This window comes from Streptococcus parasanguinis (genome assembly GCF_023109675.1).
Taxonomy (GTDB): Bacteria; Bacillota; Bacilli; order Lactobacillales; family Streptococcaceae; genus Streptococcus; species Streptococcus parasanguinis_I.
This window is the reverse complement of sequence record NZ_JALDUR010000005.1, coordinates 52,123-77,231: the sequence shown is the minus strand read 5'-3', so window position 1 is coordinate 77,231 and position 25,109 is coordinate 52,123. Positions and strand designations below refer to the sequence as shown.

Annotated in this window: 24 protein-coding genes and 2 riboswitches; of the genes, 12 read left to right on the top strand and 12 right to left on the bottom strand. The window is 42.1% G+C overall.

The window, feature by feature from the left end:
- Positions 1-252: 252 nt before the first annotated feature.
- Positions 253-774, top strand: a complete 522-nt coding sequence (locus M1G14_RS05460; RefSeq protein WP_070466495.1) for a GNAT family N-acetyltransferase — start codon at positions 253-255, stop codon at positions 772-774.
- Positions 775-808: 34 nt separating this feature from the next.
- Here the strand turns inward: M1G14_RS05460 and M1G14_RS05455 are convergent, their stop codons facing one another.
- Both M1G14_RS05455 and M1G14_RS05450 read right to left on the bottom strand, forming a co-directional pair.
- On the bottom strand, positions 809-1,486 hold the full coding sequence (locus M1G14_RS05455) for a DUF1129 domain-containing protein (protein WP_013904094.1): 678 nt from the start codon (positions 1,484-1,486) through the stop codon (positions 809-811).
- Positions 1,487-1,514: 28 nt separating this feature from the next.
- Positions 1,515-2,459 carry a magnesium transporter CorA family protein gene (locus M1G14_RS05450; protein ID WP_070466493.1) on the bottom strand — a complete coding sequence of 315 codons (945 nt, stop codon included), beginning with the start codon at positions 2,457-2,459 and terminating at the stop codon, positions 1,515-1,517.
- 121 nt (positions 2,460-2,580) lie between these two features.
- Here M1G14_RS05450 and uvrA point away from each other — a divergent pair, with 121 nt between their 5' ends.
- From uvrA to thiD, 8 genes are all read left to right on the top strand, one after another.
- Entirely contained in the window at positions 2,581-5,406 is a 2,826-nt protein-coding gene (uvrA, locus tag M1G14_RS05445) for an excinuclease ABC subunit UvrA (protein WP_247919924.1), read from the top strand.
- Entirely contained in the window at positions 5,403-6,470 is a 1,068-nt protein-coding gene (locus M1G14_RS05440; RefSeq protein ID WP_070466490.1) for a M24 family metallopeptidase, read from the top strand. Before uvrA ends, M1G14_RS05440 begins: the two co-directional genes overlap by 4 nt.
- A gap of 56 nt (positions 6,471-6,526) precedes the next feature.
- Positions 6,527-7,495 carry a TIM44-like domain-containing protein gene (locus M1G14_RS05435; RefSeq protein WP_049474082.1) on the top strand — a complete coding sequence of 323 codons (969 nt, stop codon included), beginning with the start codon at positions 6,527-6,529 and terminating at the stop codon, positions 7,493-7,495.
- 8 nt (positions 7,496-7,503) lie between these two features.
- Complete coding sequence (locus M1G14_RS05430) at positions 7,504-8,610, top strand: SPFH domain-containing protein (protein WP_049474081.1); 1,107 nt, start codon at positions 7,504-7,506, stop codon at positions 8,608-8,610.
- Positions 8,611-8,758: 148 nt separating this feature from the next.
- Entirely contained in the window at positions 8,759-9,319 is a 561-nt protein-coding gene (gene efp / locus M1G14_RS05425) for an elongation factor P (protein ID WP_049474080.1), read from the top strand.
- A 36-nt stretch (positions 9,320-9,355) separates the two neighbouring features.
- Positions 9,356-9,745, top strand: coding sequence for an Asp23/Gls24 family envelope stress response protein (locus M1G14_RS05420; RefSeq protein ID WP_003005404.1), 390 nt, complete (start codon positions 9,356-9,358; stop codon positions 9,743-9,745).
- Positions 9,738-10,169, top strand: coding sequence for a transcription antitermination factor NusB (nusB, locus tag M1G14_RS05415; protein WP_049474079.1), 432 nt, complete (start codon positions 9,738-9,740; stop codon positions 10,167-10,169). The genes M1G14_RS05420 and nusB overlap by 8 nt, the downstream gene beginning before the upstream one ends.
- Positions 10,170-10,284: 115 nt before the next feature.
- A riboswitch (TPP riboswitch) is annotated at positions 10,285-10,382 on the top strand.
- A gap of 86 nt (positions 10,383-10,468) precedes the next feature.
- Positions 10,469-11,260 carry a bifunctional hydroxymethylpyrimidine kinase/phosphomethylpyrimidine kinase gene (gene thiD, locus M1G14_RS05410; protein WP_049474078.1) on the top strand — a complete coding sequence of 264 codons (792 nt, stop codon included), beginning with the start codon at positions 10,469-10,471 and terminating at the stop codon, positions 11,258-11,260.
- Positions 11,261-11,302: 42 nt separating this feature from the next.
- Here the strand turns inward: thiD and thiE are convergent, their stop codons facing one another.
- The 10 genes from thiE to M1G14_RS05360 form a co-directional block, all read right to left on the bottom strand.
- Positions 11,303-11,938 (bottom strand): thiamine phosphate synthase, encoded by a 636-nt coding sequence (gene thiE, locus M1G14_RS05405; protein ID WP_049474077.1) that lies wholly within the window; start codon positions 11,936-11,938, stop codon positions 11,303-11,305.
- The gene (gene thiM, locus M1G14_RS05400; RefSeq protein WP_049474076.1) at positions 11,931-12,734 is read right to left on the bottom strand and encodes a hydroxyethylthiazole kinase; all 804 of its coding nucleotides are present in this window, start codon (positions 12,732-12,734) and stop codon (positions 11,931-11,933) included. The genes thiE and thiM overlap by 8 nt, the downstream gene beginning before the upstream one ends.
- The gene (gene thiW / locus M1G14_RS05395; RefSeq protein ID WP_049474075.1) at positions 12,734-13,258 is read right to left on the bottom strand and encodes an energy coupling factor transporter S component ThiW; all 525 of its coding nucleotides are present in this window, start codon (positions 13,256-13,258) and stop codon (positions 12,734-12,736) included. The genes thiM and thiW overlap by 1 nt, the downstream gene beginning before the upstream one ends.
- A 6-nt stretch (positions 13,259-13,264) precedes the next feature.
- Complete coding sequence (tenA, locus tag M1G14_RS05390) at positions 13,265-13,954, bottom strand: thiaminase II (RefSeq protein ID WP_049506470.1); 690 nt, start codon at positions 13,952-13,954, stop codon at positions 13,265-13,267.
- Between the two features lie 10 nt (positions 13,955-13,964).
- Complete coding sequence (locus tag M1G14_RS05385; protein ID WP_049474073.1) at positions 13,965-14,615, bottom strand: energy-coupling factor transporter transmembrane component T; 651 nt, start codon at positions 14,613-14,615, stop codon at positions 13,965-13,967.
- Position 14,616: 1 nt separating this feature from the next.
- Complete coding sequence (locus M1G14_RS05380) at positions 14,617-16,002, bottom strand: ATP-binding cassette domain-containing protein (protein ID WP_049474072.1); 1,386 nt, start codon at positions 16,000-16,002, stop codon at positions 14,617-14,619.
- On the bottom strand, positions 16,003-16,563 hold the full coding sequence (locus M1G14_RS05375; RefSeq protein ID WP_049486253.1) for an ECF transporter S component: 561 nt from the start codon (positions 16,561-16,563) through the stop codon (positions 16,003-16,005).
- 151 nt (positions 16,564-16,714) lie between these two features.
- Positions 16,715-16,803, bottom strand: a riboswitch (TPP riboswitch).
- A 190-nt stretch (positions 16,804-16,993) separates the two neighbouring features.
- Positions 16,994-18,130, bottom strand: coding sequence for an L-lactate oxidase (gene lctO / locus M1G14_RS05370; protein ID WP_049474070.1), 1,137 nt, complete (start codon positions 18,128-18,130; stop codon positions 16,994-16,996).
- Positions 18,131-18,600: 470 nt separating this feature from the next.
- Positions 18,601-19,566 (bottom strand): LacI family DNA-binding transcriptional regulator, encoded by a 966-nt coding sequence (locus M1G14_RS05365; RefSeq protein WP_049486254.1) that lies wholly within the window; start codon positions 19,564-19,566, stop codon positions 18,601-18,603.
- Positions 19,547-21,001, bottom strand: coding sequence for a sucrose-6-phosphate hydrolase (locus M1G14_RS05360; RefSeq protein WP_247926376.1), 1,455 nt, complete (start codon positions 20,999-21,001; stop codon positions 19,547-19,549). Before M1G14_RS05360 ends, M1G14_RS05365 begins: the two co-directional genes overlap by 20 nt.
- 377 nt (positions 21,002-21,378) lie before the next feature.
- On the opposite strand from M1G14_RS05360, the gene M1G14_RS05355 reads away from it, so the two are divergent.
- The 3 genes from M1G14_RS05355 (at position 21,379) to M1G14_RS05345 (ending at position 25,015) form a co-directional block, all read left to right on the top strand.
- Entirely contained in the window at positions 21,379-23,298 is a 1,920-nt protein-coding gene (locus tag M1G14_RS05355; protein WP_003008594.1) for a sucrose-specific PTS transporter subunit IIBC, read from the top strand.
- 159 nt (positions 23,299-23,457) lie between these two features.
- Entirely contained in the window at positions 23,458-24,357 is a 900-nt protein-coding gene (gene scrK, locus M1G14_RS05350) for a fructokinase ScrK (RefSeq protein WP_003016958.1), read from the top strand.
- A gap of 247 nt (positions 24,358-24,604) precedes the next feature.
- Positions 24,605-25,015 (top strand): peptide deformylase, encoded by a 411-nt coding sequence (locus tag M1G14_RS05345; RefSeq protein ID WP_024054812.1) that lies wholly within the window; start codon positions 24,605-24,607, stop codon positions 25,013-25,015.
- Positions 25,016-25,109: the final 94 nt, after the last annotated feature.

Here is a 25,109-nt window from a genome sequence, read left to right as displayed (position 1 = left end):
AGACCCTAACGGGTCTTTTTTTCATGAGCTTGAAGACAAGAGAGCGAATTAAGACCCAAACGGGTCTTTTTTTCACGAGCTTGGAAATGTAAGGGCGAGTTGAGGTCCAGTGGACCTCTTTTTCAGACCCATTGGATCTTTTTTTGCGAGCATAGAAATGTGATAGTGTGTTAGGTCCGTGTGAAGCTCTTTGAACTTTCCCAAGCTCTGATTATGCTATAATGAGGGGAGAAAGGTATCAAGGAGGGAACTATGAAGGAAGGTGTAATCATCAGGAGGATGATAAAGGCAGATATTGAGCACATCTCTCAAGCTTTTATCCACCAAGGGTGGCCGGGTAGAGAGGATATCTTGACTAGCTATTTTCAGGAGCAGGAGAATAGAGAGAGGGACGTATTAGTAGCTGAGTCGGATGGATTTGTGGCAGGCTATATCACTATATTGCCTGCTGCCAAGCACGGCCCTTTCGTGGGAGTCTATCCTGAACTATCTGATTTTAATGTTTTTGAACCATTTAGAAATCGAGGGATTGGGAATCAACTCTTAGAGGAGGCAGAAAAAAGAGTCTGGCTACTATCAGAGATTGTTACTTTAGGGGTTGGTTTACACTCGGGTTATGGTCCAGCTCAAAGACTGTATGTCAAACGGGGCTATATCCCAGATGGATCTGGGGTTTGGTTTAGGGATCACTCCTTGGCCCCTTACAGTTCTTGTGAAAACAATGATGACTTAGTCCTCTATTTTTCAAAAAGATTGAACAGGGAAATACAGTAAAACAAAAACGGATGAAAACTTCATCCGTTTCTTTTTAGCGTCGAGTTGCTGGTGCTGTGCTCGAACTTTTAATATTAAAGCGTTTCTTGAGGTAGAAGCGAAGGACAAGTGCTAAAGCTCCTAAAACGATGGCAAGGACATCTGGAATAGTTGGGTTGAGAACCTGTGGGAGTAAGGAAGTAAAGGACAAGACAATGACCCAAAGGAACATGACTCCAACAAGAATCGGCATAGATTTCCAAAGAGAAGGACGCTCGCTACGATCTTTGGTACCATCCATATACTGATAGAAGAAGTAGTACATGAGGTATAAGAGCAGAGCCCCTGTCAAACTTCCAAGGATTAAGGTGATCAAACCATAGCCAGTACGACGAGGTGCAACCAAGTTCATAAAGGCGCTAATCGCAGCAAAGACTCCAAAGATAAAGAGGAAGGAATCCAAAATCATGAGAGAGGGGGCATCGTTTAATTTCGGATGCTCTTTTTCATAGCGTTCTTTCTCGCTGAAAGAGTTCGCCCATACAGTTGGAGCTCCAAAAAGGGTCCGTGCCGGAATTCCTTTTCCTTGGTTTTCATGGATAGCTGGTAGAATTTCCTGGATGAGGCTTTCTGCTTCTTCCTCTGTCTTTCCATTTTCAAGCAATTGGTGTTTGGCGATACGGATAAATTCTTGATTTTTCTTGCTTAGTTGATTCAAATCAAATTGAGACATAAATACTCCTTAGTGTTATTAGTAGGTGTTAGAACCATTTTTTATGGATGAGGTAGACGACGAGAGACCCGGTCAGGGCAAAGGCGATGATAATGATCAGCCAGAAGGCATGGGGTTCGCCATTGAGCGGAAGCTCATTGTCCTTGAAGTTCATCCCGTAGGCCGAAAAGATCATGGTTGGAATGGACATGACAATGGTAACGAGAGCCAGAGTTTTCATGATGTTGTTCTGGTTGTTGGAGATAATCGATGCGAAGGTATCGGTCATGGAGTGCAGGATATTTCCATAAATATCTGCCATCTCGATGGCCTGCTGGGTTTCGATCAAGGTATCTTCCAACAGATCCTCGTCTTCTAAGTATTTCTTGATGTTACTTGTAGCGCTGGTCAATTTCTTGATCACGCGCTCATTGGTTTTCAGAGAGGCTTTAAAGTAGACGATGGTTTTTTCCAGCTCCATCAACTCAATCAGCTCTTCATTACGCGTTGATTTGTGCAATTGACTTTCAATCTGCTCGCTTTTGCGATCCAAGGTACGAAGCGCTGACAAGTAGAGTTCAGCGTTACGATAGAGGATCTGAAAGATAAAGCGTGACCGCATAAAGGTATAGAAATTCCGCAAGCGTCGGTTGATAAAGATATCGAGAAGCGGCAATTTCTCCAAGCAAGTCGTGATAATAGCCTCTTCTGTCAGGATAATCCCTAGCGGAATGGTCACGTAGTAGGTCTGATTGTTCCGCTCTTCCTTGATGGGAACGTCGACGATGATCAAGGTATATTCATCTTCGATGGTCATACGGGACATTTCTTCCGCATCGAGTGGTGCCCGTAAGTCGGCAATATCGATATTAAAAGCAGAGGCGATTTCCATCGATTCACTTTGAGAAGGGTTCACAAGGTTGATCCAGCTACCAGGTTCCAGCGTCTCTATTTCCTTAAATTCAGTCGTTGTCGATAAAAAGACCTGTTTCATGGTGCCTCCCCTTGTTTTTTTACACCTTAACATTATATCAGAAAAAGGACGGTTTTGGATAAAAGAATACTAAAAAATTTGTTATAATGGAGGTTAACAAAAAGGTGATTAGAGTAAGAACATGCAAGATAAAATTGTCATTCATGGGGCACGCGCCCATAATTTAAAAAATATAGATGTGGAAATTCCACGGGACAAATTAGTCGTGGTGACGGGTTTGTCTGGTTCTGGAAAGTCCAGTCTGGCCTTTGATACCCTCTATGCAGAAGGTCAGCGCCGCTACGTGGAGAGCTTATCGGCCTATGCCCGGCAATTCTTGGGAAATATGGAAAAACCAGATGTGGACTCCATTGACGGCTTGAGTCCAGCTATCTCCATCGACCAAAAAACGACCAGCAAAAACCCCCGTTCTACAGTGGGGACGGCAACAGAGATCAATGACTACCTGCGCTTGCTCTATGCGCGTGTAGGGACGCCTTATTGTATCAATGGGCATGGAGCGATTACAGCTTCTTCAGTTGAGCAAATTGTCGATCAAGTCTTGGAATTACCAGAGCGCCAACGCCTGCAAATTCTAGCTCCCATTATCCGCAAGAAAAAAGGCCAGCACAAGAATATCATTGAAAAAGTCCAAAAAGACGGCTATGTTCGGGTCCGAGTTGACGGTGAGATCTATGATGTGACAGAGGTTCCAGAACTATCTAAAAGCAAGCAGCACACGATTGAGGTGGTTGTGGACCGAATCGTGATCAAAGAGGGCATCCGCTCGCGGCTCTTTGATTCGATTGAAGCAGCTCTTCGGATTGCGGATGGTTATGTGGTGATTGATACCATGGATGGCAAGGAGCTACTCTTTTCTGAGCATTATGCTTGCCCAGTCTGTGGCTTTACCGTTCCTGAATTAGAGCCCCGCCTCTTTTCTTTCAATGCGCCTTTCGGATCTTGTCCAGACTGTGATGGGCTGGGCATTAAGCTAGAGGTGGACTTGGATTTGGTGGTGCCAGATGATCGTTTAACCCTTCGGGAAGGAGCACTAGCGCCTTGGAATCCGATCTCTTCCAACTATTATCCACAGATGTTGGAGCAGGCCATGATCCATTTTGGCGTTGATATGGATCAGCCGTTTTCCGATCTTTCTCAAGAAGAAAAGGACTTGGTCCTCTATGGTTCAAATGGCAAGGAATTCCACTTCCACTATGAAAATGAGTTTGGTGGGGTTCGCGATATTGAGATTCCTTTTGAAGGGGTCGTAAACAATATTCACCGTCGTTTCCGTGAGACCAATAGTGATTTCACCCGCAACCAAATGCGCTCTTATATGAACGAATTGACCTGTGCGACCTGCCATGGCTACCGTCTCAATGACCAAGCTCTCTCTGTTCGTGTCGGAGGAGAAAAAGGGATGCATATCGGGGAAGTGTCAGATCTATCAATTGCGGACCACTTAAAAGCTGTGGATCAGTTGGTTTTAACGGACAATGAAGCTACGATTGCAAGACCGATCCTAAAAGAGATTAAGGATCGCTTGACCTTCTTAAACAATGTGGGACTCAATTACTTGACCCTGTCACGATCGGCTGGGACCTTATCAGGTGGAGAAAGCCAGCGCATTCGCTTGGCAACCCAGATCGGTTCCAACCTCTCTGGTGTCCTTTACATCTTGGATGAGCCGTCTATCGGCCTCCATCAAAGGGACAATGACCGCCTGATTGCCAGTCTCAAGAAGATGCGCGATTTAGGCAACACCTTGATCGTCGTCGAACATGATGAAGATACCATGAGAGAGGCAGACTACCTGATCGACGTCGGCCCAGGTGCCGGTGTCTTTGGGGGAGAGATCGTTGCAGCAGGAACTCCAAAGCAGGTGGCTCGCAACAGCAAATCCATCACTGGCCAGTATTTGTCCGGCAAGCGCAAGATTCCGGTTCCAACAGAGCGCCGTTCAGGAAATGGCCGCTATATTGAAATAACAGGAGCAAGTGAGAATAACTTACAAGACATCACAGTACGCTTTCCTCTAGGAAAATTCATCGCAGTCACTGGAGTTTCCGGTTCTGGAAAATCGACCTTGATCAATGGCATCTTGAAAAAAGCCATCGCTCAAAAGCTCAACCGCAATTCGGAAAAACCAGGGAAATACAAGACGATTCAGGGGATTGAGCATATCGATCGCTTGATCGACATTGATCAAAGCCCGATTGGTCGGACTCCTCGTTCCAATCCAGCGACCTATACAGGCGTCTTCGATGATATTCGTGATCTCTTTGCTCAGACCAATGAAGCCAAAATTCGGGGCTATAAAAAAGGCCGCTTTAGTTTCAATGTCAAGGGTGGGCGTTGTGAAGCCTGCTCAGGAGATGGGATCATCAAGATTGAAATGCACTTCTTGCCAGATGTCTTTGTCCCTTGTGAGGTCTGCCATGGACGTCGATACAATAGTGAAACCCTCGAAGTCCACTACAAGGAAAAAAATATCGCAGAAGTTCTGGATATGACGGTCAATAAGGCAGTCGAATTCTTCAAGCACATTCCAAAAATTGAACGCAAACTCAAGACCATCCAAGATGTGGGCTTGGGCTATGTAACGCTGGGGCAACCAGCGACCACCCTTTCAGGTGGGGAAGCGCAGCGAATGAAGTTGGCTTCTGAATTGCACAAGCGCTCTACAGGAAAATCCTTCTATATCTTGGATGAACCAACGACCGGACTCCATACCGAAGACATTTCTCGCTTGATCAAAGTCTTAGAGCGGTTTGTGGATGATGGCAATACAGTCCTTGTGATTGAGCACAATTTAGATGTTATTAAGACAGCAGATCATATCATCGATTTAGGACCAGAAGGCGGTGTCGGTGGTGGAACCATTATTGCGACCGGAACACCAGAAGAAGTAGCAGCAAATCCTGCTAGCTACACAGGACAATATTTGAAAGGAAAATTACAATGAATCAACGGATCAGCTACTTAAGAAACAAAATGAAAGCCCAAAACCTCAAAGCGGTATTGATTAACAATTTGAAAAATGTTTATTATTTAACCAATTTCTGGGGTTCAAACGGGACCGCTTTGGTGACAGAAGAACGCGTGGTACTCTTTACAGATTCGCGCTACACCATCCATGCCCATGCGACTTGTTTCCCCTTTGTAGAGATTGTGGAAACCCGCGATGAGTTGACTGCAGCTGCAGAGATCGTTAAGGACCTTGGAATCAAAGAACTTGGTTTTGAGGATGAAGTGACGGTGGCCTACCATGCCCGCATGGCTTCTGTTTTCAGTGGTATTAGCCTTCAATCCCTAGCGAACTTTGTCATGGAATTGCGCTTGATTAAAGATGAGACCGAGATTGCGGCGATTAAAAAAGCTTGTAGCATCTCTGACCAAGCCTTCCATGATATTTTAGACTATATCAAGGTAGGGAAAACGACAGAGTTGGAAGCAGCGACTTTCCTAGATTTTAGAATGCGGGAGTTAGGAGCTTCTGGTGTATCTTTTGATATTATCTCAGCAGCTGGTGAACGCTCTGCCATGCCTCATGCGACTCCAAGTGATCGGGTCATTTCAGCAGGAGATGCCTTGACCCTTGATTTTGGTTGCTTGTATAATCACTATGTTAGCGATATGACACGGACAATCTATGCAGGACATGTCAGCGACAAGGAAAGAGAGATTTACGAAACCGTTTTGAAAGCCAATCAAGCCTTGATTGATGCTGCTAAAGATGGACTTGGCTTCCGTGATTTTGATAAAATCCCACGTGATGTGATCGAGGCAGCCGGCTATGGTCAATACTTTACTCATGGAATCGGTCATGGAATTGGGCTAGATATCCACGAAGAACCATACTTCAGCCAAACGTCTAAAGAAGCGATTCAAGCAGGTATGGTCTTAACAGATGAGCCAGGTATTTATATCGAAGGTCTCTCTGGCGTGCGGATCGAAGATGACCTCTTGATTACAGAAACTGGCTGTGAAGTCTTGACTCTTGCTCCTAAAGAATTGATTGTCCTATAAAATAGACAGTATTTTCTTAACCCCTGTGTAACAAACAAAGATAAGAAATGAGGCCTATGAAAAAACGAATTTTAGTATTGGGAATTCTTCTAGTAGCCCTTCTATTTGCATTTGCTCCTTCTGCTCATGCTGGTGTCGGCAATACGCATAGTGGTGGTAGTAGCACTATTCATTCTGGCGGTGGTGGTGGTAGTAGCTGGTCTGGAGGGGGAAGTAGCTGGTCTGGTGGCAGTAGCTGGTCTGGTGGATCCAGTAGCTACAGTTCTAGTTCTGGATCAGACTCTGGTGGGGCGGTAGCAGTTGTCGCCATCATTGGATTGATTGGATTTGTCTATAATATTGCAAAAGAGGCTAATGAGAGTGATGATTCGTCCTATTCAAATAGTGGTCCAAAACGGACAACCGAAGAACGGGCTGGTCGACCAATTGAGAACAACTATGAAGCGATTCGTCGCATCCGTAAACTGGATCCAATGTTTGATGAAGACCGCTTCTTGTCGCAAGTTAAGCTGGTTTATCTTCAATTGCAGTCTGCCTGGACAGAAAAAGATTGGAATTCTGTGCGGAACTTAGAAAGTACGAGTCTTTATGAGCAGCACTTGACGCAGTTACAAGAGCATATTCGTGCCAAAACAACCAATGTTCTAGAGCGCGTATGTGTGGAAGATTCGAAGATCAAAGACTTTATCGAAAATCCAGAAGGCAATGACCGCATTGAAGTCATTCTGTCTTCGACGATGAGAGATTACATTCGAAATGATGAAACGGGTCGTGTGATCGAAGGGGATCCAACCAAAGATCTCTTTACCGTTTACCGCATGGTCTTCCTCCGTGAACATGGAGCCCAGACAGAGATCATTAAGAATTCAGAAGTCGTTAGTGATCACTGTCCGAACTGTGGTGCGCCACTAACGATCGATTCAATCGACAAGTGTGAATATTGCCAAGCATCCTTGAAGCACAATCCAAAAGATTGGGTCTTGGATGTCTACGAAGTTGTGGATGAAATTGAATTCTACAGATAGGAGAATGTATGGGATTTATTAAAGCAGCCCTTTCAGCGGGCATTTCAAGTTTTCAAGATAGTAAATTTAAGGAAGCCATTACCTTGCCGGAAGCTGTTCCAGCAACAGCTTTGGCCATTAAGGGACAGCTCTTGACCAAAGATCCAGATGGGCGCTCTCGTCAGAGCAACCAAAATACGGGTCTATTGACAGATGGCTCTGTTGTCATTGTTCCCCAAGGCTATGTTGCTCTCTTGGTCAATAATGGAACGTTTCTAGGAGACCTTCTAGAAGCAGGGAGTCACGAATGGCAAGCCGGTGAAAATGCCTGGTTGTTTGAAAAGGGTGGTGTGAAAGGAACGTGGGATCAGTTCAAGAATCGTTTCTCATTTGGAGGCCAAGTGGTCACCCAACAAGAAATTATTTTTGTGCGGATGCAACCTTTTACAGGAAATAAATTTGGCACTCAAAATCCAGTTGAGTACTTTAGCGACCGTTACCAACAGCTTCTGAGCATTCGCTTTTATGGTCTCTATGATGTCAAAATAGCAGATCCGGTTCTTTTCTATGTCAGTGCAGTCAGTCGCCAAATTACGGCAGATAAACCTTTTACCTTGGAAGATGTAGCTCAGGGAACCTTGCGCCAAAACCTCGCTCCAAAAATTGCCGTCGCCCTTTCAAAATATACGGCTGAAAATAAGGCAGATATCTACAATATCAATGCAGACCAAGACGTCTTCAATGAAGTCGCAAAACGCGAAGTCAACAAAACGTGGTCAGAATTATATGGTATTGAATTAACCAATGTCCTGATCGAAGATCTGAGCTACGATGCTGATAGTATGGCCAAGGTTAATAAACTGGACAGTGAATTGGCAGCCATGAAGTACAATACCATCGAAATTGAAGAGCGTCGCGCCCGCAATGAGGCCTTGGTGGCAGCTGCCAAAAATGAAGGTAGCAATGGCATGAATATGATTATGGGGATGAATCTGGGTCAAGCTCTGGGAAATGATCTGCAACAACAAGCAGCACCAGCTCAAGACAAGCCCAAAACCTTCTACATTGAGGTGGATGGCAAATATGTCCATGTGACCAAAGATGCGGATGGTAATATTGTCCCTGTTGACGAATAGAAGGGAACTAGGCTCAGAGATGTAGAGTCTCCAATCGCTAGTCTCTGCACTCTTTCCTTCCTAAAAAGAAAAGATTGCTGTTTGAGAAAAATCAAATAGTGTGTTACAATAAAGAGTAATCTATTTTTAAAAAAAGAGGTAATAAAACATGATCGAAGCAAGTAAATTAAGAGCTGGTATGACGTTTGTCACAGCAGATGGAAAATTGATTCGCGTTTTGGAAGCAAGTCACCACAAACCAGGTAAAGGAAATACCATCATGCGGATGAAATTACGTGATGTCCGTACTGGTTCTACATTTGACACAAGCTACCGTCCAGAAGAAAAATTTGAACAAGCGATTCTTGAGACTGTCCCAGCCCAATACTTGTACCAAATGGACGACACAGCCTACTTCATGAACACAGAAACTTATGACCAATACGAAATCCCTGTCGTCAATGTTGAAAATGAATTGCTTTACATTCTTGAAAATTCAGAAGTGAAAATTCAATTCTACGGAAATGAAGTGATTGGGGTAACTGTACCAACTACTGTTGAATTGACAGTCACAGAAACTCAACCATCGATCAAAGGTGCTACAGTGACTGGTTCTGGAAAACCAGCAACAATGGAAACAGGACTTGTTGTAAACGTTCCAGACTTCATCGAAGCAGGACAAAAACTCGTTATCAACACTGCAGAAGGAACTTACGTTTCTCGTGCGTAAGAGATCTCTCAGGGTGTCAAATAGAAAGGAACTTCTATGGCAACTGAACAATTTGGTGACATCGTTATTGCACCACGTGTATTAGAAAAAATTATTGCGATTGCAACGGCAAAAGTAGAGGGAGTTTACTCTCTTGAAAATAAGAGCGTGTCAGATAGCCTTTCAAAACGCTCACTTGGTCGTGGCGTCTACCTTCATACAGAAGAAGACGGTCAGGTCTCAGTGGATATTTATCTCTACCTTGAATATGGAGTGGCGGTACCATCTGTAGCAGTAGCGATCCAAAAGGCTGTGAAATCTGCTGTGTATGATATGGCGGATGTCACCTTGGATGCGGTTAATATCCACGTTGTAGGGATTGCAACAGAAAAATCTCCAAAACCAGACTTGAAAGACTTGTTTAATGAGGACTTCCTCAATGACTGATGAAATTTTATTAGAATCACGTCGAGATTTACGCGAGCGTGCTTTCCAAGCCTTGATGGCCTTGGAGTACGATGGAGACATTGTCGAAGCTTGTCGCTTTGCTTATCTGCATGATAAGGACGTGGCAGAAGATGCAACAGTTGATCTTCCGGCCTTTCTCTTGAATATCGTGACCGGCGTTTATCAGTCAAAAGATCAATTAGACCAACAAATCGGTCAACATTTGAAGCCTGGTTGGACAGTAGAACGCTTGACCTTGGTAGAGAAAAATATTCTGCGCCTTGGAATTTTTGAAATGACAGAGTTTGACACTCCACAGATTGTTGCTGTGAATGAGGCAGTCGAATTGGCTAAGGCCTTTTCAGATGAGACTTCATCACGTTTTGTCAATGGTGTTCTCAGTCAATTTGTGACAGAAGCATAGTATAAAAGAGCCCGCGGGCTCTTTTTTGATTGAAGGAAATATCTATTTTGGACCTAATTTTAATCTAATCTTACGATATAAAGTATAAAAATATGCTATACTAAAGAAAAAAGAAAACAACCACTAGGGGTGCGTAAAGCTGAGATTAACGACTGTTAGACCCTTTGACTCGATCTAGGTAATGCTAGTTGATGGAAGTGGACAAAATAACAATGGTTTATAAGCCACTAATTGACTTCTTGATACAGACTTTATCTTGTTTTACCAAATACAAACTTCAGCTGGTTGGGAGGTTTTAGATGACTTATTTACCCGTTGCTCTAACAATTGCTGGAACTGACCCTAGCGGTGGAGCTGGAATAATGGCTGATTTAAAGTCATTCCAAGCTAGAGGTGTCTATGGAATGGCCGTTGTAACTAGTCTTGTCGCTCAAAATACCAGGGGGGTTCAATTAATAGAGCATGTTTCTCCTCAAATGCTGAAAGCTCAATTGGAAAGTGTTTTTTCAGATATTTCCCCTCAAGCTGTAAAAACTGGTATGCTTGCGACTACGAAAATCATGGAGATGATCCAACCCTACTTAAAGCAACTTGATTGTCCCTATGTGCTTGATCCTGTGATGGTAGCTACTAGTGGAGACGCTTTAATTGATACAAGTGCAAGAGACTATCTCAAAACAAATTTGCTGCCTCTTGCAACGATTATTACACCCAATCTTCCTGAAGCAGAAGAAATTGTCGGCTTTTCTATCAAAGACCAAGAAGATATGCAAAAGGCTGGGCGTTTGATCCTAAAAGAATTTGGGCCTCAATCAGTTGTTATCAAAGGAGGACACCTCGAAGGTGGTGCCAAAGATTTCCTCTTCACAAAGGATGAAGAATTTGTCTGGGAAAGTCCACGAATTCAAACTTGCCATACCCATGGTACTGGCTGTACCTTTGCTGCAGTTATCACTGCTGAGCTTGCAAAAGGGAAAAGCCTCTATCAAGCAGTTGATAAGGCCAAGGCTTTTATCACAAGAGCTATCCAAGATGCCCCTGAACTTGGGCATGGTTCTGGTCCTGTTAACCATACAACTTATAAAGATTAAAAAAACTCTCTCATTCCCCATATATTGGGAATGAGAGAGTTTTTATTTAGAGATGATTTGATCTAATTTTGTTAAAAATTCTTGGGTTCTTGCTTCAATATCTCTTGCCTGCATCAAATCACGAACTACTGCGATACCAGCAATACCTGTTCCAGAAAGTTGATGGATATTTTCACAAGTTAAACCGCCAATCGCTACGACTGGAATACCGACTGCTTGGCAGATGTCCTTTAAGGTAGAAATGAGGGTAATAGGGGCATTTTCCTTGGTTGTTGTGGGGAAAATTGCTCCTGTTCCTAAGTAATCCGCCCCAGATTCTTCTGCTTCGAGTGCTCTTTTCACTGTTTTTGCAGTTACACCTAGTATTTTCTCTGTGCCCAAGACTTGTCTGGCTACTGAAACTGGGAGTTCATCATCTCCTATATGAAGTCCTGCAGCATCGACAGCTAGGCACACATCCAAACGATCATCGATAATCAAAGGAACTTGGTAAGTATCGGTAATTTGTTTCACCATTTTTGCAAGTTCATAATACTGATTGGTCGTGAGCTGTTTTTCTCGTAGCTGGATCATGGTAACACCTGACTGACAAGCTTGCTCAACTTTTTTAAGGAAGGTTTCAAGCGGATCTTGGTAGCGATTCGTAACCAGATACAGTCTAAGCGTTTCTTTAAGCATAATAGCCTCCTTTGATTGCATCTAACCAGTTGGCATCCTTTTTTAAGAGAGACAATTGATTAAGAGTCTGTAAACGAAAGTCTTCTAGCCCCATTTCTCGGTCTATAATTTTCTCTGCAGCGATATTCAGATAAGACACTGCGAGACAAGATGCCTCAAAGGCTGTAGTCCCATGACTAAGGAAGACCGCAGCTAGAGCGCCTACAAGATCTCCTGTTCCTGTGATCCAGTCCAGTTCTAGACAACCATTTGTCAAAATGGCAACTTGATTAGATGAAACGATGAGATCTTTAGGACCGGTAACTAAGAATGTACTTGTTGGATAGCCTTGACACCAGTCTTTCAGGACACTCACTAGATCTGCTGTTTCTTGATCTTTCTGGCTGGCGTCCACTCCAACTCCATGGTGCTTCAAACCCACTAGGCTTCGAATTTCAGACATATTTCCCTTAATAATGGTTGGAGAATATTTCAAAATATCCATTGCTAAGGTTTTGCGGATAGGAGAGGCAGAGACGCCAACCACATCTAAAACCATAGGTAGCGAGGATTTAGCTGCAAAGGATGCTACCTTAAGAATTGCTTGCTCCTTGTCAGCTGACAAATGTCCTAAATTCAATAAGATAGCTGCACTTTGCTTGGTAAAATCAAGGACCTCTCTGGAGTCATCTGCCATTACTGGCTTAGATCCCAGAGCCAAAATTGCATTAGCGACCATCTCACAGGAAATTTCGTTAGTGATACAATGGATTAAATGACTTTCAGATAGAGGGAAGGGATTTTGGAAGGTATGCATCATTCAATCCTTTCTTCAAAGAAATAGCTTTGTACCTTTTTAAAGAATTTCTGGGTAATTAAAAATCGAAATGATACAAAAGCTATGGCTGTCCCGATCAAGGTAGCTCCGATAAATCGTGGTGTGTAAATAAACCAACTGAGTTTTGCAGCTGAGCCTGTGAAAAATACCATAACAGGATAAGAGACAATAGAGCCGATGATTCCTGTACCGATGATTTCTCCTAAGGCAGAAAAGTAGAATTTTCTACCATATTTGTAAAAGAGTCCGGCTAGTAGAGCTCCAAAGGTAGCTCCTGTTAGGGCCAAAGGAGGAATTCCTTGTGTTGTCATACGGATAAAAGCAGTCGCAGTTGCCATGACTAAAGCATAGACTGGTCCCATTATGGTTCCTGCTAAAATATTCACAACACTAGACATAGGTGCCATTCCTTCGACACGGAAGATAGGTGTCAGAACCACATCGAGGGCAATCATCATGGATAAGACGGTTAATTTATGAATTTGTAATTGGTTGGTTTTCATTTTTCATTAATCTCCTTTTTCTAAAGCCTGTAAAGTGCTCTTCCATGTTTGATGCTGGTAGGCCATTTCCCAAAACTGTGCTTCCATATAAACGCTAATTCGGAAGGCTTCGAGCATTTTTTTCTTGTCTAGCTCGTCACTTTCACTGTAGAGTTGATTGACTAGTTCCGTCTCTTCTTTTATTTGCTGTTCGAGTTCATCTGTAATGTAAGTTTCAATCCACTTCTGATAAAGGACTTCTGGTGAAGGACGAAGATTAAGTGCCTTACCTAGGTCATGGTACAACCATGGACACGGGAGCAAGCTCGCAAAAGCAATGGCTACGTTCTCTTCTTCAAATTGACGATAAATATGCGAAATATAATGGTAGCAGGTTGGAGCAATCGGCTGCTCTGCCATTTCCTTGTCATCAATCCCCAGCTCCTTGAAAAACTGTTGACGGATAAATAACTCACCTTCGACTAAGCTCTGAGCATTTTGTTTCAAAAGTCTCTTCATTTCTTGTTTTGAAGTTTTTTCAGCTAAGTGATCATAGGCTTTTGAAAAGGCATTTAAGTAGTAGGCATCCTGAATCAAGTAATAGCGAAAAATGGAAGGATCTAAATTTCCCTTTTGTAACTGTAAAATAAAAGGGTGCTGAAAGGAAGCCTGCCAGGCCTCCCTGGATAATTCCATAGCAATATCTGTAAATTCCATAATAACTCCTTTATAAAAACAGACTGATTTGAAGGGTTAAATAGATAAGTAGGTAGATGATTTTTGTCTGTCTGGGAATATAAAAGTTCCGATAGGACTTTTCTATCATGGCATCTTCATCATAGCCATGTGCTGATAAGGCTCTTAAGTATAGATGTCGCCATCTAAAGACGCTAATCAAGACCTTGCTATAAATCAAAGGGGACCAAAAATGCAATTTTTGCCCTCGTAACAAACAGGCCTCCTTTATGGATTTAATTTCTTTCTGAATCAGCGGAAAAGCATTGAAAACCACTAACAAGGCATAGGCCCAAGACCGTGACAATCCCATTTGTGCCAAATACAAGAGTAACTCTTTTAGTGAGATGCTTGAGATAAATACAATCCCTATACAAACTGTCACAAAACCCCTGGTTCCAAGTAAAACTGCTTGGGAAACATCTCCATGTAAATGAACTGCCCAGTAATTGGCAAAGCCTGGTAGGATAGCCAAGAAAACCATCCAAATCATCATATGAAACTTGCGATAAAAGCACATATAGACGATGCAAAAGAAGGCAACCGATAGATTGAGAGGAACCGATGGAACAAAGGAGGTTTCCAAGGATAAAAGTAGTAAAAAGAGGATTGTTACCGGAGTTTGAGTGGGGACTTTAACCATTCTATCTCACCTCCGTTTTATTTCCTATACCACGAGATCTTAGTGGCCTTGTGATAGAAACTTCTTTAAGATATTTTAACCCTGTAGATGTCATTTCAATCCAGTAATCAACTAGTGACACAAGCGGATCTAAACGATGGGAAATAATTAAAAAGCTACGTCCTTTTTGACACTCCTCCCTTATCCACCTACAAACATAATCGCAAGCCCTATCATCTAAACCTGCAAACGGTTCATCTAATAAGACAACAGTGGCTTGACTTGTCATGATCGTTAATAATTGAACCATCTTTTGTTGTCCTCCACTTAACTGATAGGGACTCTTATCTAAGGAATTCTCCAAATCAAACAATTGCAGGACTTCCTTGACTCTTTTATCGTTCTCATTATCTAGGTCATCTAACTGAAGTTCTTTCTTGAGACTGGCTCTGATAAACTGCTTATCCGCCTCTTGTACCACATATGTTATCTCATCATATAGACTTTTTTTCTTTTTTAATAGCCTATTCTTCCAATGAATCTTCCCTTTATACTTCTGAAATTGGAGAATGGAACGAAAGAGGGTTGATTTCCCAACACCATTATCCCCTAGGATACAGGAAACCCCTTCATAAAATGTAAAATCAGGAATGGAAAAGAGAGGAGAATCATTTAGGATACAGGTCATTTGTTTCAGATGGAAAAGATCCTGACAATTGCCGACTTCCTTTGAAAAAACTTCTCTAGTTTCAGAGGAAGGGATTTTGAATATTTTTTTGACTTCGTCATTTCTTAGTTCAACCATATGGTCGATATAGGCTTCGTAGTCAGACAAATCATGATCACAGAGGATAATCGTCTTACCTGCTTCAACCAGTTCCTTCAAAATCCCTAGTATCTCAAGCCGACTTTTACGATCAATTGATGCAAAGGGTTCGTCTAAAAGATAGACACTAGGATTCATGGCAAAGAGTACTGCTAGGGCCGCTTTTTGTTTTTCTCCACCTGACAATTGGTGAATCGGACGGTGGAGAATTTTTTGGCTTCTACATTTCTCCACAACTTCCGCTATTTTAGATTCAATTTCCTGAATTGGATAAGCAATATTTTCTAAGGAAAAGACCAATTCCTCAAACAAGGTCTCCATGGTAAATTGATGGTTGGGGTTTTGAAATAGGATACCGACCAATTGGACACGTTCAGCTACAGAAAGTTGTCTCATGTCAATTCCATCGATAAGGATCTGACCACTATATGGCACTGGACTGAGTTGGGCAATAATTTGAAAAAGGGTTGATTTACCCGAACCGCTTTTTCCAACCAATAAAGTAAAGGCTTGGGATTGAAATGTAAAGTCAATCGGCTTTGTGAAAGAGGGATAGACAACCCCCTTTAATTCCACCCCCATCTATACTTCACTCCCAGCAGAAAACTGATGGTAAAGTTTGACCGTAGTACGAACTAGAATCGCACAGAAGAAAAATACTGATGCAAAACGTACCAAAAGCAAGGATAGTACGAAAGGAAGAGAAAAGGCATAGTAACCTAATTTAATGTATTCATAGACAAAGCTAAAGAGTGTAATTCCAATACTATTAGCTGTCAGTGAAAGCCAACTTTCATAACGATTCTTGGTGATAAGAAAGCCGAATTCACTTCCTAACCCTTGAACCAAACCGGATAATAGAGCTCCTAAACCGAATTGACTACCGTAAAGGACTTCAGCAAGGGCAGCTAAAACTTCTCCAATAGTTGCACTACCGATTCTTGGGATGAAAATAGCCGTAATAGGTGCAGCCATACACCAAAGACCAAATAATATTTCGTTGGCAAAAGCCTGTAAACCTAGAGGTGTTAAGCCAATAGTCAAAATATTATATAGATATCCTGAACCTACAAAAACGCCACCAAAAAAGATAGACAAGAAAGCAAGTAAGATAACATCTTTTAAACGCCATTTTTTAAACATAAAAACTCCTTTTTAAGACAGTCGGGCATTTAAGAAAGACGTACCACAATACTCTACATCTAGTCTATCTGGTAAAAATTAAAAAACTCCAATTACAATCAAGAATTAGAGTTTTGCTTATAAGATTAGACAGTTCTTTTCGACACACGAAAAAAACCTTTTCACATTTCCCTTCGCCAGTATTAACTGTAGCAGGTTCAATGGGTATCATCTCAGCCTAAAGCACCCCAAATGTCTTTATAATATTATTTACTCATCAGTATAACAGAAAATGAAATCTCTAGCAAGATATTTGTTAAAAAATGTATTTACAAAGTTTATGATACCATTTTCCGTGTACATCCTGTTTGTACTCTCTAAAACAAATAGGGAGTGGGACAAGGAACGATTTTTAGTAAACATTCGTTCTGTCCCACTCCCTCTTTTCTTATTAATACAATTTCAGATCACGAGGATCTACTGGGAAAGTTGGATTATATGGATTGTGACGAAGTTTGAAGTGTTTCACATCTTCAATCGTCTGAGTTCCAGATAGTTGCATCACGGTCTTCAATTCTGCATTCAAGTGTTCAAAGACTTGGCGTACACCTACACCACCGCCCAGAGCTAAGCCATAAATAACGGGGCGACCAATAGCTACCAAGTCAGCTCCTGAAGCCAAAGCCTTAAAGACATGTTGCCCACGCCGAATACCAGAGTCAAAGACAATCGGTACACGTTTGTCAACTGCTTCAGCAACTTCTTGAAGTGAGTCAAAGGCAGCTGGGCCACCATCGATTTGACGTCCACCGTGGTTGGTTACCCAGATACCAGATGCACCTGCAGCAAGAGAACGTTCAACATCTTCACGGCATTGAGGACCTTTAACGTAAACGGGTAGGCCTGAGTATTCAGCGATGAATTCTACATCTCGTGGAGAGAGGCGTTGTTTAGCTGATTTGTAGACAAAGTCCATTGACTTACCAGCACCTTCAGGTAGGTATTCTTCTACGATTGGCATTCCAACTGGGAAGACAAAACCATTACGTTTATCAACCTCACGATTCCCCCCAACAGTTGCATCTGCCGTTAAGACGATCGCTTTATAACCTTCTGCCTTCACGCGATCCATAATGTGGCGGTTAATCCCATCATCTTTACTAAAGTAGAACTGGAACCAATGAGGAGTCCCTTGAAGGGCTTGCGTAATTTCTGGAAGATCAACTGTAGAGTAGGAGCTTGTAGTATAGAGGGAACCAAACTCATGTACCCCGCGCGCAGTAGCCACTTCCCCTTGTTCATTGGCTAATTTATGAGCTGCAACTGGAGCCATAATGATGGGTGAAGATAGCTTTTCACCAGCAAATTCAATCTCAGTACTTGGATTTTCCACATCACAAAGCGTATGAGGGACAATCAGCTTATGGTTAAAAGCTCGGATGTTTTCACGCAATGTAAAGGTATCTTCTGCTCCGCTAGCGATATAGCCAAAAGCAGCTTTTGGAATGACTTGTTGAGCCATAGGCTCCAAATCATAAGTGTTAATAAAATCTACAGGTCCTTCTGCATTGCTTGTTTTATATGACATAAAATGTCCTCCTTCATAAGTAAGCGGTTACTCTTTTCTTACCCACCTATCTTAACTTATTTGCAAACGATTTTCAAAAAATTTGTCTGTCATTTTCAATTTAAAGAGAGATGATGAAATAAAAGAATGACTTATGTTCCAAAAGAAAGTGCAGGTTAACACTGATCCATTACACAAAATAGAGAGTGGGACAGAAATCGGTCATTCGTTAGAATTCGATTTCGTCGTCCCACCTCCGCACAGTTGTGTAGGGCTGTAAAAGATGATGAAATCAGCGTAGTAGAGCCCACTCAACCACTGCGTCTTGCTCGACACTCCAAAAACAAGAAGAGGCTAGGACTTTTGTCCCAGCCTCATTTTCCTAAAAATTCTATCAATCTTAATTTGAAAATTTACGATGAAAAATGAAAGACTGGGCAAACGCGTGTCCAGCCTTTGAAAATTGAGAGAAGGAACTATATAGCAAGGAATTAGACGCTGTTGCCGGAATGAAGACTAACCGGCAAGAAATAGCCTGTCGTTGCAACGGTTTGACCGTCGATTTTTTGAAGCAAGAGGTCTACTGTCAAGACTGCGATCTCTTTGATCGGTTGTTGGATGGTTGTGAGCTCTGGAATAAAGGTTTGGACGAACTGGGTGCCATCATAACCAATCACTTTAAGCTGTTGAGGAACTGGAATTTCCAGCTCTTTAGCGACTTTCATAATTAAGATAGCTGTCAAATCATCCGAAGCAAAAATGGCATCTGGTTTTTGGTGGATTAAGATCTGTTTGATTTCCATTTCCTTGCGAATGGGTGAAAAATCACTGGAGACATTAATGATAGAAGCGTTTGGCAAGACTGAAGCAAAACCTGCATGGCGAAGACCTGTTGGGGAGTTGGAATTGTCATTTCCTGTGATCATGATGATGTTTTGAGCCCCAGTCTTGACGAGGGTTTCAGCTGCGAGGATCCCTCCAGCGTAGTTGTCTGAAGAGACAACCGGAATTTCTGGGGAGAGGTTGCGGTCAAAAGCAATGATAGGAGCAGTTACCCGGTTGTAATCTTCAATGCCCAAATTATGACTTCCTGAAATGATGCCATCTACCTGGTTAGCCTCCAACATCTCAATATATTCGCGCTCTTTCTCGGAGTCGTGTTCACTATTGCAGATAATGGTTTTATAGCCGTGTTTGAAGAGTTGGTGCTCTAGTTTGTCGATTAACTCAGCATAGAAAACATTGCTGATGTTGGGAAAGATCAAGCCGACTAACTTGGCTGATTTTCCTTGGAGGCTACGAGCAACATTGTTAGGTTTATATCCCAATTCTCGCATGGCTTCTTGGACTTTTTGGATCGTTTTTTCAGATAGGTATCCTTTTTTATTGATGACCCGTGAGACAGTAGTAGGGCTGACACCGGCGAGTTTGGCGACATCAGTTAGCTTTGCGACCATAATCAAGTTCGTAGTAAGTTCCAGTAGGGGTTCCAGACTTGATCAAGATTCCATTTTGATCTGCATGTGGGTAGACCCGACCAGAAAATACTTTTTCTCCTTTATTGATAAAGATTTCAAATATCGAATTGTCAATGAAAATATTAGCGGTTGTCGCTTGGTTAGCGATTGTGCAGCTACGGCTCGTACCGAAGTCTTGGGCATATTGCTCACCAGCCTGGCTACGATCGACTGTGACCAATCCTTTAGCCAGATCAAATGTGAGAGCTAAGCCCTTCCCTTCTGCATCGGCAAAGAGGACGATTTCGTTCTGGCTATCCTTTTCAAACTGCAATTCCAATTCATAGCAGTTCTTGGTTTGAGCCTTGTTGGCAAATGCCTCACTCTCAGCGCGCAAGTCCTTGATCGCTTCAACTGGGTATTGGTAGAGTTTGCCATCTTTGATGGTTAATTCTTTGACCAGTGAGAGAGCTCCTTGGTAGTCATAGGAATCTGTTGGATAAGAAACGTCTGGAAGACCTAGCCAGCTAACAGCATAGGCACGTCCATTGGGTGCATTAAATCCTTGAGTGGCATAGGCTTCAAAACCATAGTCAAGATTATGCAATTCAGATACATCAACCATTTTGGCCTTTTCTGGGTCAAAGCTTGCCCCGATCTTGTACATATTTGGATAGATATTGTCATAATCGAGAGCTGATTTATCTAAGCCTTGAGGACAGTAGAGAAGAACGGGTTGGTCTCCAACAAAGACTAGGTTGGGACATTCCATCATATAAGCTGTCCGATCGTTTGCAAAATCCAAGTCACCGACTGCAACCCAGTTGGAATAGTCATTATCTACAGCCTTATAGAGACGGATGAATCCTTTCTTCTCAAGGTCTTGACCACCAACGATAGCGTAGAATTGACCTTTGAAATTAAAAATCTGTGGGTCACGAAAGTGATCCGTAGAGTCAGCAGGTTGATCAATCAAGATTTTGTCAATTTTTTCAATCTTGCCGTCTTTATCCATCAAAGCACCGACTTGGTAAGGATGACGAACCCATTCTGCATCACGAACATTTCCGGTGTAGAATAAGAATAGTTTGTCACCAAACTGCATGGCTGATCCGGAATAAGCTCCATGGCTATCCAGATCTGTGTCTGGAAGAAGCGTTACACCAGTTTCTTTGAAATGAACCAAGTCTTCACTTTCTGTTTGTACCCATGATTTTAACCCATGGGCTGCACCAAATGGGAAATTTTGGTAAAACAAGATCCATTTTCCATCAAAGTAGGAAAAACCGTTAGGATCATTTAAGAGACCAGCTTTTGGCTCAACATGATAGTGTGTATGCCAAGGAGATTTGGCCATATGATCTTGGATGGCTTGCTTTTCCTCTTTTGTCCAGTCTTCGTAACGTCTGTAACGACGTTCAGTTGTCCATTCCATTTTATTCCTCCGAATTTTTTCTTACTTCCATAGTACCGATTTCCTATTAAAAATGCAAGCGATAAATGAAAAAAATGGCAAAAAATGTCAAACGATTGACAGCTATTTTGCAGCCTGAAGAAAAGAGGAGAAGTTGAAAATTTATGAAAATATGAAAGAAAATGAAAATAAAAGTCTGATTTAAAGTGCTAAAAAGCGTAGTACAGGCCTGTTTTAAAATGAAAATAGTTTCATACTGTCAAAAGGTGTCAAAAAGTCCAAAAAAGTTTCAAAAAAATCCTGCAAAACGCTTGACATATTTTCAATACGTGGTACAATTAAAAACGTAGAAACGATTTAACCGTTTACATTACAAAAAATAAGGAGATTTTTGCAAAATGTCAAATACAGAAATTGCAAAGCAGGTCATCGATGCAATCGGTGGGGTTGAGAACGTTAGCAGTGTTGCTCACTGTGCGACTCGTCTTCGCGTGATGGTAAAAGATGAATCAAAAATCAACAAAGATGTTGTTGAGAACATTGAAAAAGTACAAGGTGCTTTCTTTAACTCAGGTCAATACCAAATCATCTTTGGTACTGGTACTGTAAACAAGATCTATGATGAAGTAGTAGCTCTTGGCTTACCAACATCATCAAAAGATGAAATGAAAGCAGAAGCCGCTAAACAAGGAAACTGGTTCCAACGCGCGATCCGTACCTTTGGAGACGTTTTTGTTCCAATTCTACCAGCAATTGTTGCGACTGGATTGTTTATGGGGATTCGTGGTGCCATTGCTCAAGACCAGGTTTTGGCTTTGTTTGGCACAACAGCAGATGCATTTAAATCTACTGATTTTTATACCTATTCAACAATTTTAACTGATACCGCGTTTGCCTTCTTCCCAGCCTTGATTTCATGGTCTGCATTCCGAGTATTCGGAGGAAATCCTGTTCTTGGGATTGTAATTGGTTTGATGATGGTTAGTCCGACACTTCCAAATGCGTGGGTTGTAGCGGAAGATCCTTCTAAAGCAGCAACATACTTTGGTATCTTCCATCATGTGGTTGGATTCCAGAACTCAGTTCTTCCCGCTTTCTTCGTTGGTCTAATTGGTGCGAAACTTGAAAAGTGGCTCCATAAGAAAATTCCAGATGTCTTAGATTTGTTATTGGTTCCATTATTCACATTGACAATCATGTCATTCCTCGCTTTGTTTATTATTGGTCCATTCTTCCACAGTATCGAAGAATATGTACTAAATGTAACTAAGTTTATTTTGAATTTACCATTTGGTCTTGCAGGTCTTCTTATTGGTGGCGTTCATCAGTTGATTGTCGTTACCGGCGTCCATCATATCTTTAATCTTCTTGAATCACAATTAATTACTGCAGATAAAAAAGATCCATTTAATGCAATTATTACAGCGGCTATGACTGCACAAGCTGGAGCTACTTTAGCAGTGGCAGTGAAATCTAAATCTCAAAAAGTGAAAGCTCTAGCATTTCCTGCAACTATCTCTGCCTTGTTAGGTATTACTGAGCCTGCAATCTTTGGTGTAAACTTGCGTTATGTGAAACCATTCGTTATTGCTTTGGGAGCAGGTGCAGTAGGTGGTTGGATTGCATCTATGTTAAATCTTGCTGGTACAGGATTTGGTATTACAATTATTCCAGGAACGCTTCTCTATCTAAACGGTCAATTATTGAAATATGTATTTATGGTTGTATTTACAACTGCCCTAAGTTTCGGTTTGACTTATATGTTTGGTTATGAAGATGAAGCTTCATCAGTTCCTGCAGAGGACAAAGAAGCAGAAGCTATTATTGAAGAAGAAACAACTGGAGCTCTTCCAGCATCTCTTCAAGACGAAACCATTATCTCTCCGATCGTTGGTCAAGCTGTTGCTTTGTCTGATGTGAATGATCCTGTCTTCTCAAGTGGAGCGATGGGACAAGGAATTGCCATCAAACCAACTGAAGGCGTTGTCTATGCACCAGCTGATGCTGAAGTAACCATTGCTTTTGCAACTGGTCACGCTTACGGTTTGAAGACCGCTAATGGTGCTGAAATCTTGATCCACGTTGGGATTGATACCGTATCAATGAACGGTGAAGGATTTGATCAAAAAGTAGCTCAAGGTGATAAAGTGAAAGCTGGTGATGTCCTTGGTACATTTGATGCAGCGAAAATTGCCGCAGCTGGTCTTGAAGACACAACTATGGTGATCGTCACTAACACAGCTGACTATGCTTCTGTCACACCTGTTGCAACTGGATCTGTTGCGAAGGGTGATGCGATCATCGAAGTCAAAGCTTAATCGAAACAATAAGTTTTCAAGGACTGGTCTATCATCTCCAGTCCTTGAATTTTATTTCTCAAAAAAAGTGTGTTTTTTCTTTAGAGAAGAGAAAAAGATTGACTACAAAATATGCTATAATAAATACAGGATATTTTTCATAATAAAAAAGGAGCCAACATGACAAAATTATATGGAAGTTTGGAAGCTGGCGGTACAAAATTTGTTTGTGCGGTTGGTGATGAAAACTATAATGTTGTGGAAAAAGTACAATTTCCAACAACCAAGCCAATTGAGACGATTGATAAGTGTATTGAATTTTTCTCAAAATTTGAGGATCTAGTTGGGCTTGCGATTGGTTCATTTGGACCAATTGATATCGATCCAAATTCAAACACTTATGGTTTCATCACAACGACTCCAAAACCAAATTGGGCCAATGTAGATATCGTTGGGGCCTTCCGTCGTGCCTTGAATGTACCTATCTATTTCACAACAGATGTGAATAGTTCTGCCTATGGAGAAGTGGTCGCACGCAACAATGCGGGTGGTCATATCGAAAACTTGGTTTACTATACAATCGGAACAGGAATCGGAGCTGGTGTCATCCAACGTGGTGAGTTTATCGGGGGAGCTGGGCACCCAGAAATGGGACACTACTATGTGGCCCAACACCCAATGGATGTGGAAAAAGAATTCAAGGGTGTTTGTCCTTTCCACAATGGCTGTTTGGAAGGTTTTGCGGCTGGTCCTAGTCTCGAAGCTCGTACGGGTATTCGTGGGGAAAACATTGAACTCAACAGCAATGTATGGGATATTCAAGCCTACTACATCGCACAAGCAGCAGTGAATGCGACAGTTACCTTCCGCCCAGACGTCATTGTCTTTGGAGGAGGAGTCATGGCTCAACAACATATGTTAGATCGTGTTCGCACGAAATTTACTGCCCTCTTGAACGGTTACCTCCCTGTACCTGATGTGAGAGATTATATTGTGACACCTGCAGTTGCCGGCAATGGTTCAGCGACCTTGGGGAACTTTGTCCTTGCAAAAGAAGTGAGCGAAAAGCTTAAAAAATAAGCAGCAATTGTCTCTTAGAGGTTAGAAACAAGAGCGAGGAGGCTGGGACAAAAGTCCTAGCCTCTCAATTATTTTTGGATTGTCGAGCAAGACGCAGTGGTTGAGTGGGCTCTACTACGCCGATTTCATCAGCTTTTACAGCCCTACTCAACTGTGCGGAGGTGGGACGATGAAATCCAATTCTAACGAATTACCGATTTCTGTCCCACTCTCTTCTTTCGTCTATCTATCAAGAAGTGAGGAAGGAATGAAAAAGAATATTGTAAAAGATGTCTTATTCTTGGGTCAAAAGTCAGAAGAAGCGACACCTGAGGATCGCACCTTGGCTTTGGATTTGCAGGACACCTTAAATGCTCATCTCCTTGAGTGTGTCGGTTTAGCAGCCAATATGATCGGGGTGAAAAAGCGAGCGATTATCATCCGAATGGGAAGTGAAAATTTGGTCCTGTTTAATCCGGTTCTCCTTGAAAAGAAAAAGCCTTACCAAACAGAGGAAGGATGCTTGTCCTTGGTGGGGAGTCGGCCGACCACTCGTTATGAGGAGATTTCAGTGGCCTATCGAGATATGAATTGGAAAGCAAAAACAATTCATTTGTCAGGCTTTCCGGCCCAGATCTGTCAGCATGAAATGGATCATCTAGAAGGCATTATTATCTAAAGATGAAGGATGGAGTCGATTCGGCTCCTTTTTTTAGTTCTTATGGAAACTTTTTTCTTGACAGGGATCTTTTTTGTGTTAAAATAGTTCTCAT

Bases quoted from the DNA above. Each gene is read 5' to 3' on its own strand.
- M1G14_RS05460 (WP_070466495.1), top strand. From the start codon at position 253: ATGAAGGAAGGTGTAATCATCAGGAGGATGATAAAGGCAGATATTGAG.
- M1G14_RS05455 (WP_013904094.1), bottom strand. From the start codon at position 1,486: ATGTCTCAATTTGATTTGAATCAACTAAGCAAGAAAAATCAAGAATTT.
- M1G14_RS05450 (WP_070466493.1), bottom strand. From the start codon at position 2,459: ATGAAACAGGTCTTTTTATCGACAACGACTGAATTTAAGGAAATAGAG.
- uvrA (WP_247919924.1), top strand. From the start codon at position 2,581: ATGCAAGATAAAATTGTCATTCATGGGGCACGCGCCCATAATTTAAAA.
- M1G14_RS05440 (WP_070466490.1), top strand. From the start codon at position 5,403: ATGAATCAACGGATCAGCTACTTAAGAAACAAAATGAAAGCCCAAAAC.
- M1G14_RS05435 (WP_049474082.1), top strand. From the start codon at position 6,527: ATGAAAAAACGAATTTTAGTATTGGGAATTCTTCTAGTAGCCCTTCTA.
- M1G14_RS05430 (WP_049474081.1), top strand. From the start codon at position 7,504: ATGGGATTTATTAAAGCAGCCCTTTCAGCGGGCATTTCAAGTTTTCAA.
- efp (WP_049474080.1), top strand. From the start codon at position 8,759: ATGATCGAAGCAAGTAAATTAAGAGCTGGTATGACGTTTGTCACAGCA.
- M1G14_RS05420 (WP_003005404.1), top strand. From the start codon at position 9,356: ATGGCAACTGAACAATTTGGTGACATCGTTATTGCACCACGTGTATTA.
- nusB (WP_049474079.1), top strand. From the start codon at position 9,738: ATGACTGATGAAATTTTATTAGAATCACGTCGAGATTTACGCGAGCGT.
- thiD (WP_049474078.1), top strand. From the start codon at position 10,469: ATGACTTATTTACCCGTTGCTCTAACAATTGCTGGAACTGACCCTAGC.
- thiE (WP_049474077.1), bottom strand. From the start codon at position 11,938: ATGCTTAAAGAAACGCTTAGACTGTATCTGGTTACGAATCGCTACCAA.
- thiM (WP_049474076.1), bottom strand. From the start codon at position 12,734: ATGCATACCTTCCAAAATCCCTTCCCTCTATCTGAAAGTCATTTAATC.
- thiW (WP_049474075.1), bottom strand. From the start codon at position 13,258: ATGAAAACCAACCAATTACAAATTCATAAATTAACCGTCTTATCCATG.
- tenA (WP_049506470.1), bottom strand. From the start codon at position 13,954: ATGGAATTTACAGATATTGCTATGGAATTATCCAGGGAGGCCTGGCAG.
- M1G14_RS05385 (WP_049474073.1), bottom strand. From the start codon at position 14,615: ATGGTTAAAGTCCCCACTCAAACTCCGGTAACAATCCTCTTTTTACTA.
- M1G14_RS05380 (WP_049474072.1), bottom strand. From the start codon at position 16,002: ATGGGGGTGGAATTAAAGGGGGTTGTCTATCCCTCTTTCACAAAGCCG.
- M1G14_RS05375 (WP_049486253.1), bottom strand. From the start codon at position 16,563: ATGTTTAAAAAATGGCGTTTAAAAGATGTTATCTTACTTGCTTTCTTG.
- lctO (WP_049474070.1), bottom strand. From the start codon at position 18,130: ATGTCATATAAAACAAGCAATGCAGAAGGACCTGTAGATTTTATTAAC.
- M1G14_RS05365 (WP_049486254.1), bottom strand. From the start codon at position 19,566: ATGGTCGCAAAGCTAACTGATGTCGCCAAACTCGCCGGTGTCAGCCCT.
- M1G14_RS05360 (WP_247926376.1), bottom strand. From the start codon at position 21,001: ATGGAATGGACAACTGAACGTCGTTACAGACGTTACGAAGACTGGACA.
- M1G14_RS05355 (WP_003008594.1), top strand. From the start codon at position 21,379: ATGTCAAATACAGAAATTGCAAAGCAGGTCATCGATGCAATCGGTGGG.
- scrK (WP_003016958.1), top strand. From the start codon at position 23,458: ATGACAAAATTATATGGAAGTTTGGAAGCTGGCGGTACAAAATTTGTT.
- M1G14_RS05345 (WP_024054812.1), top strand. From the start codon at position 24,605: ATGAAAAAGAATATTGTAAAAGATGTCTTATTCTTGGGTCAAAAGTCA.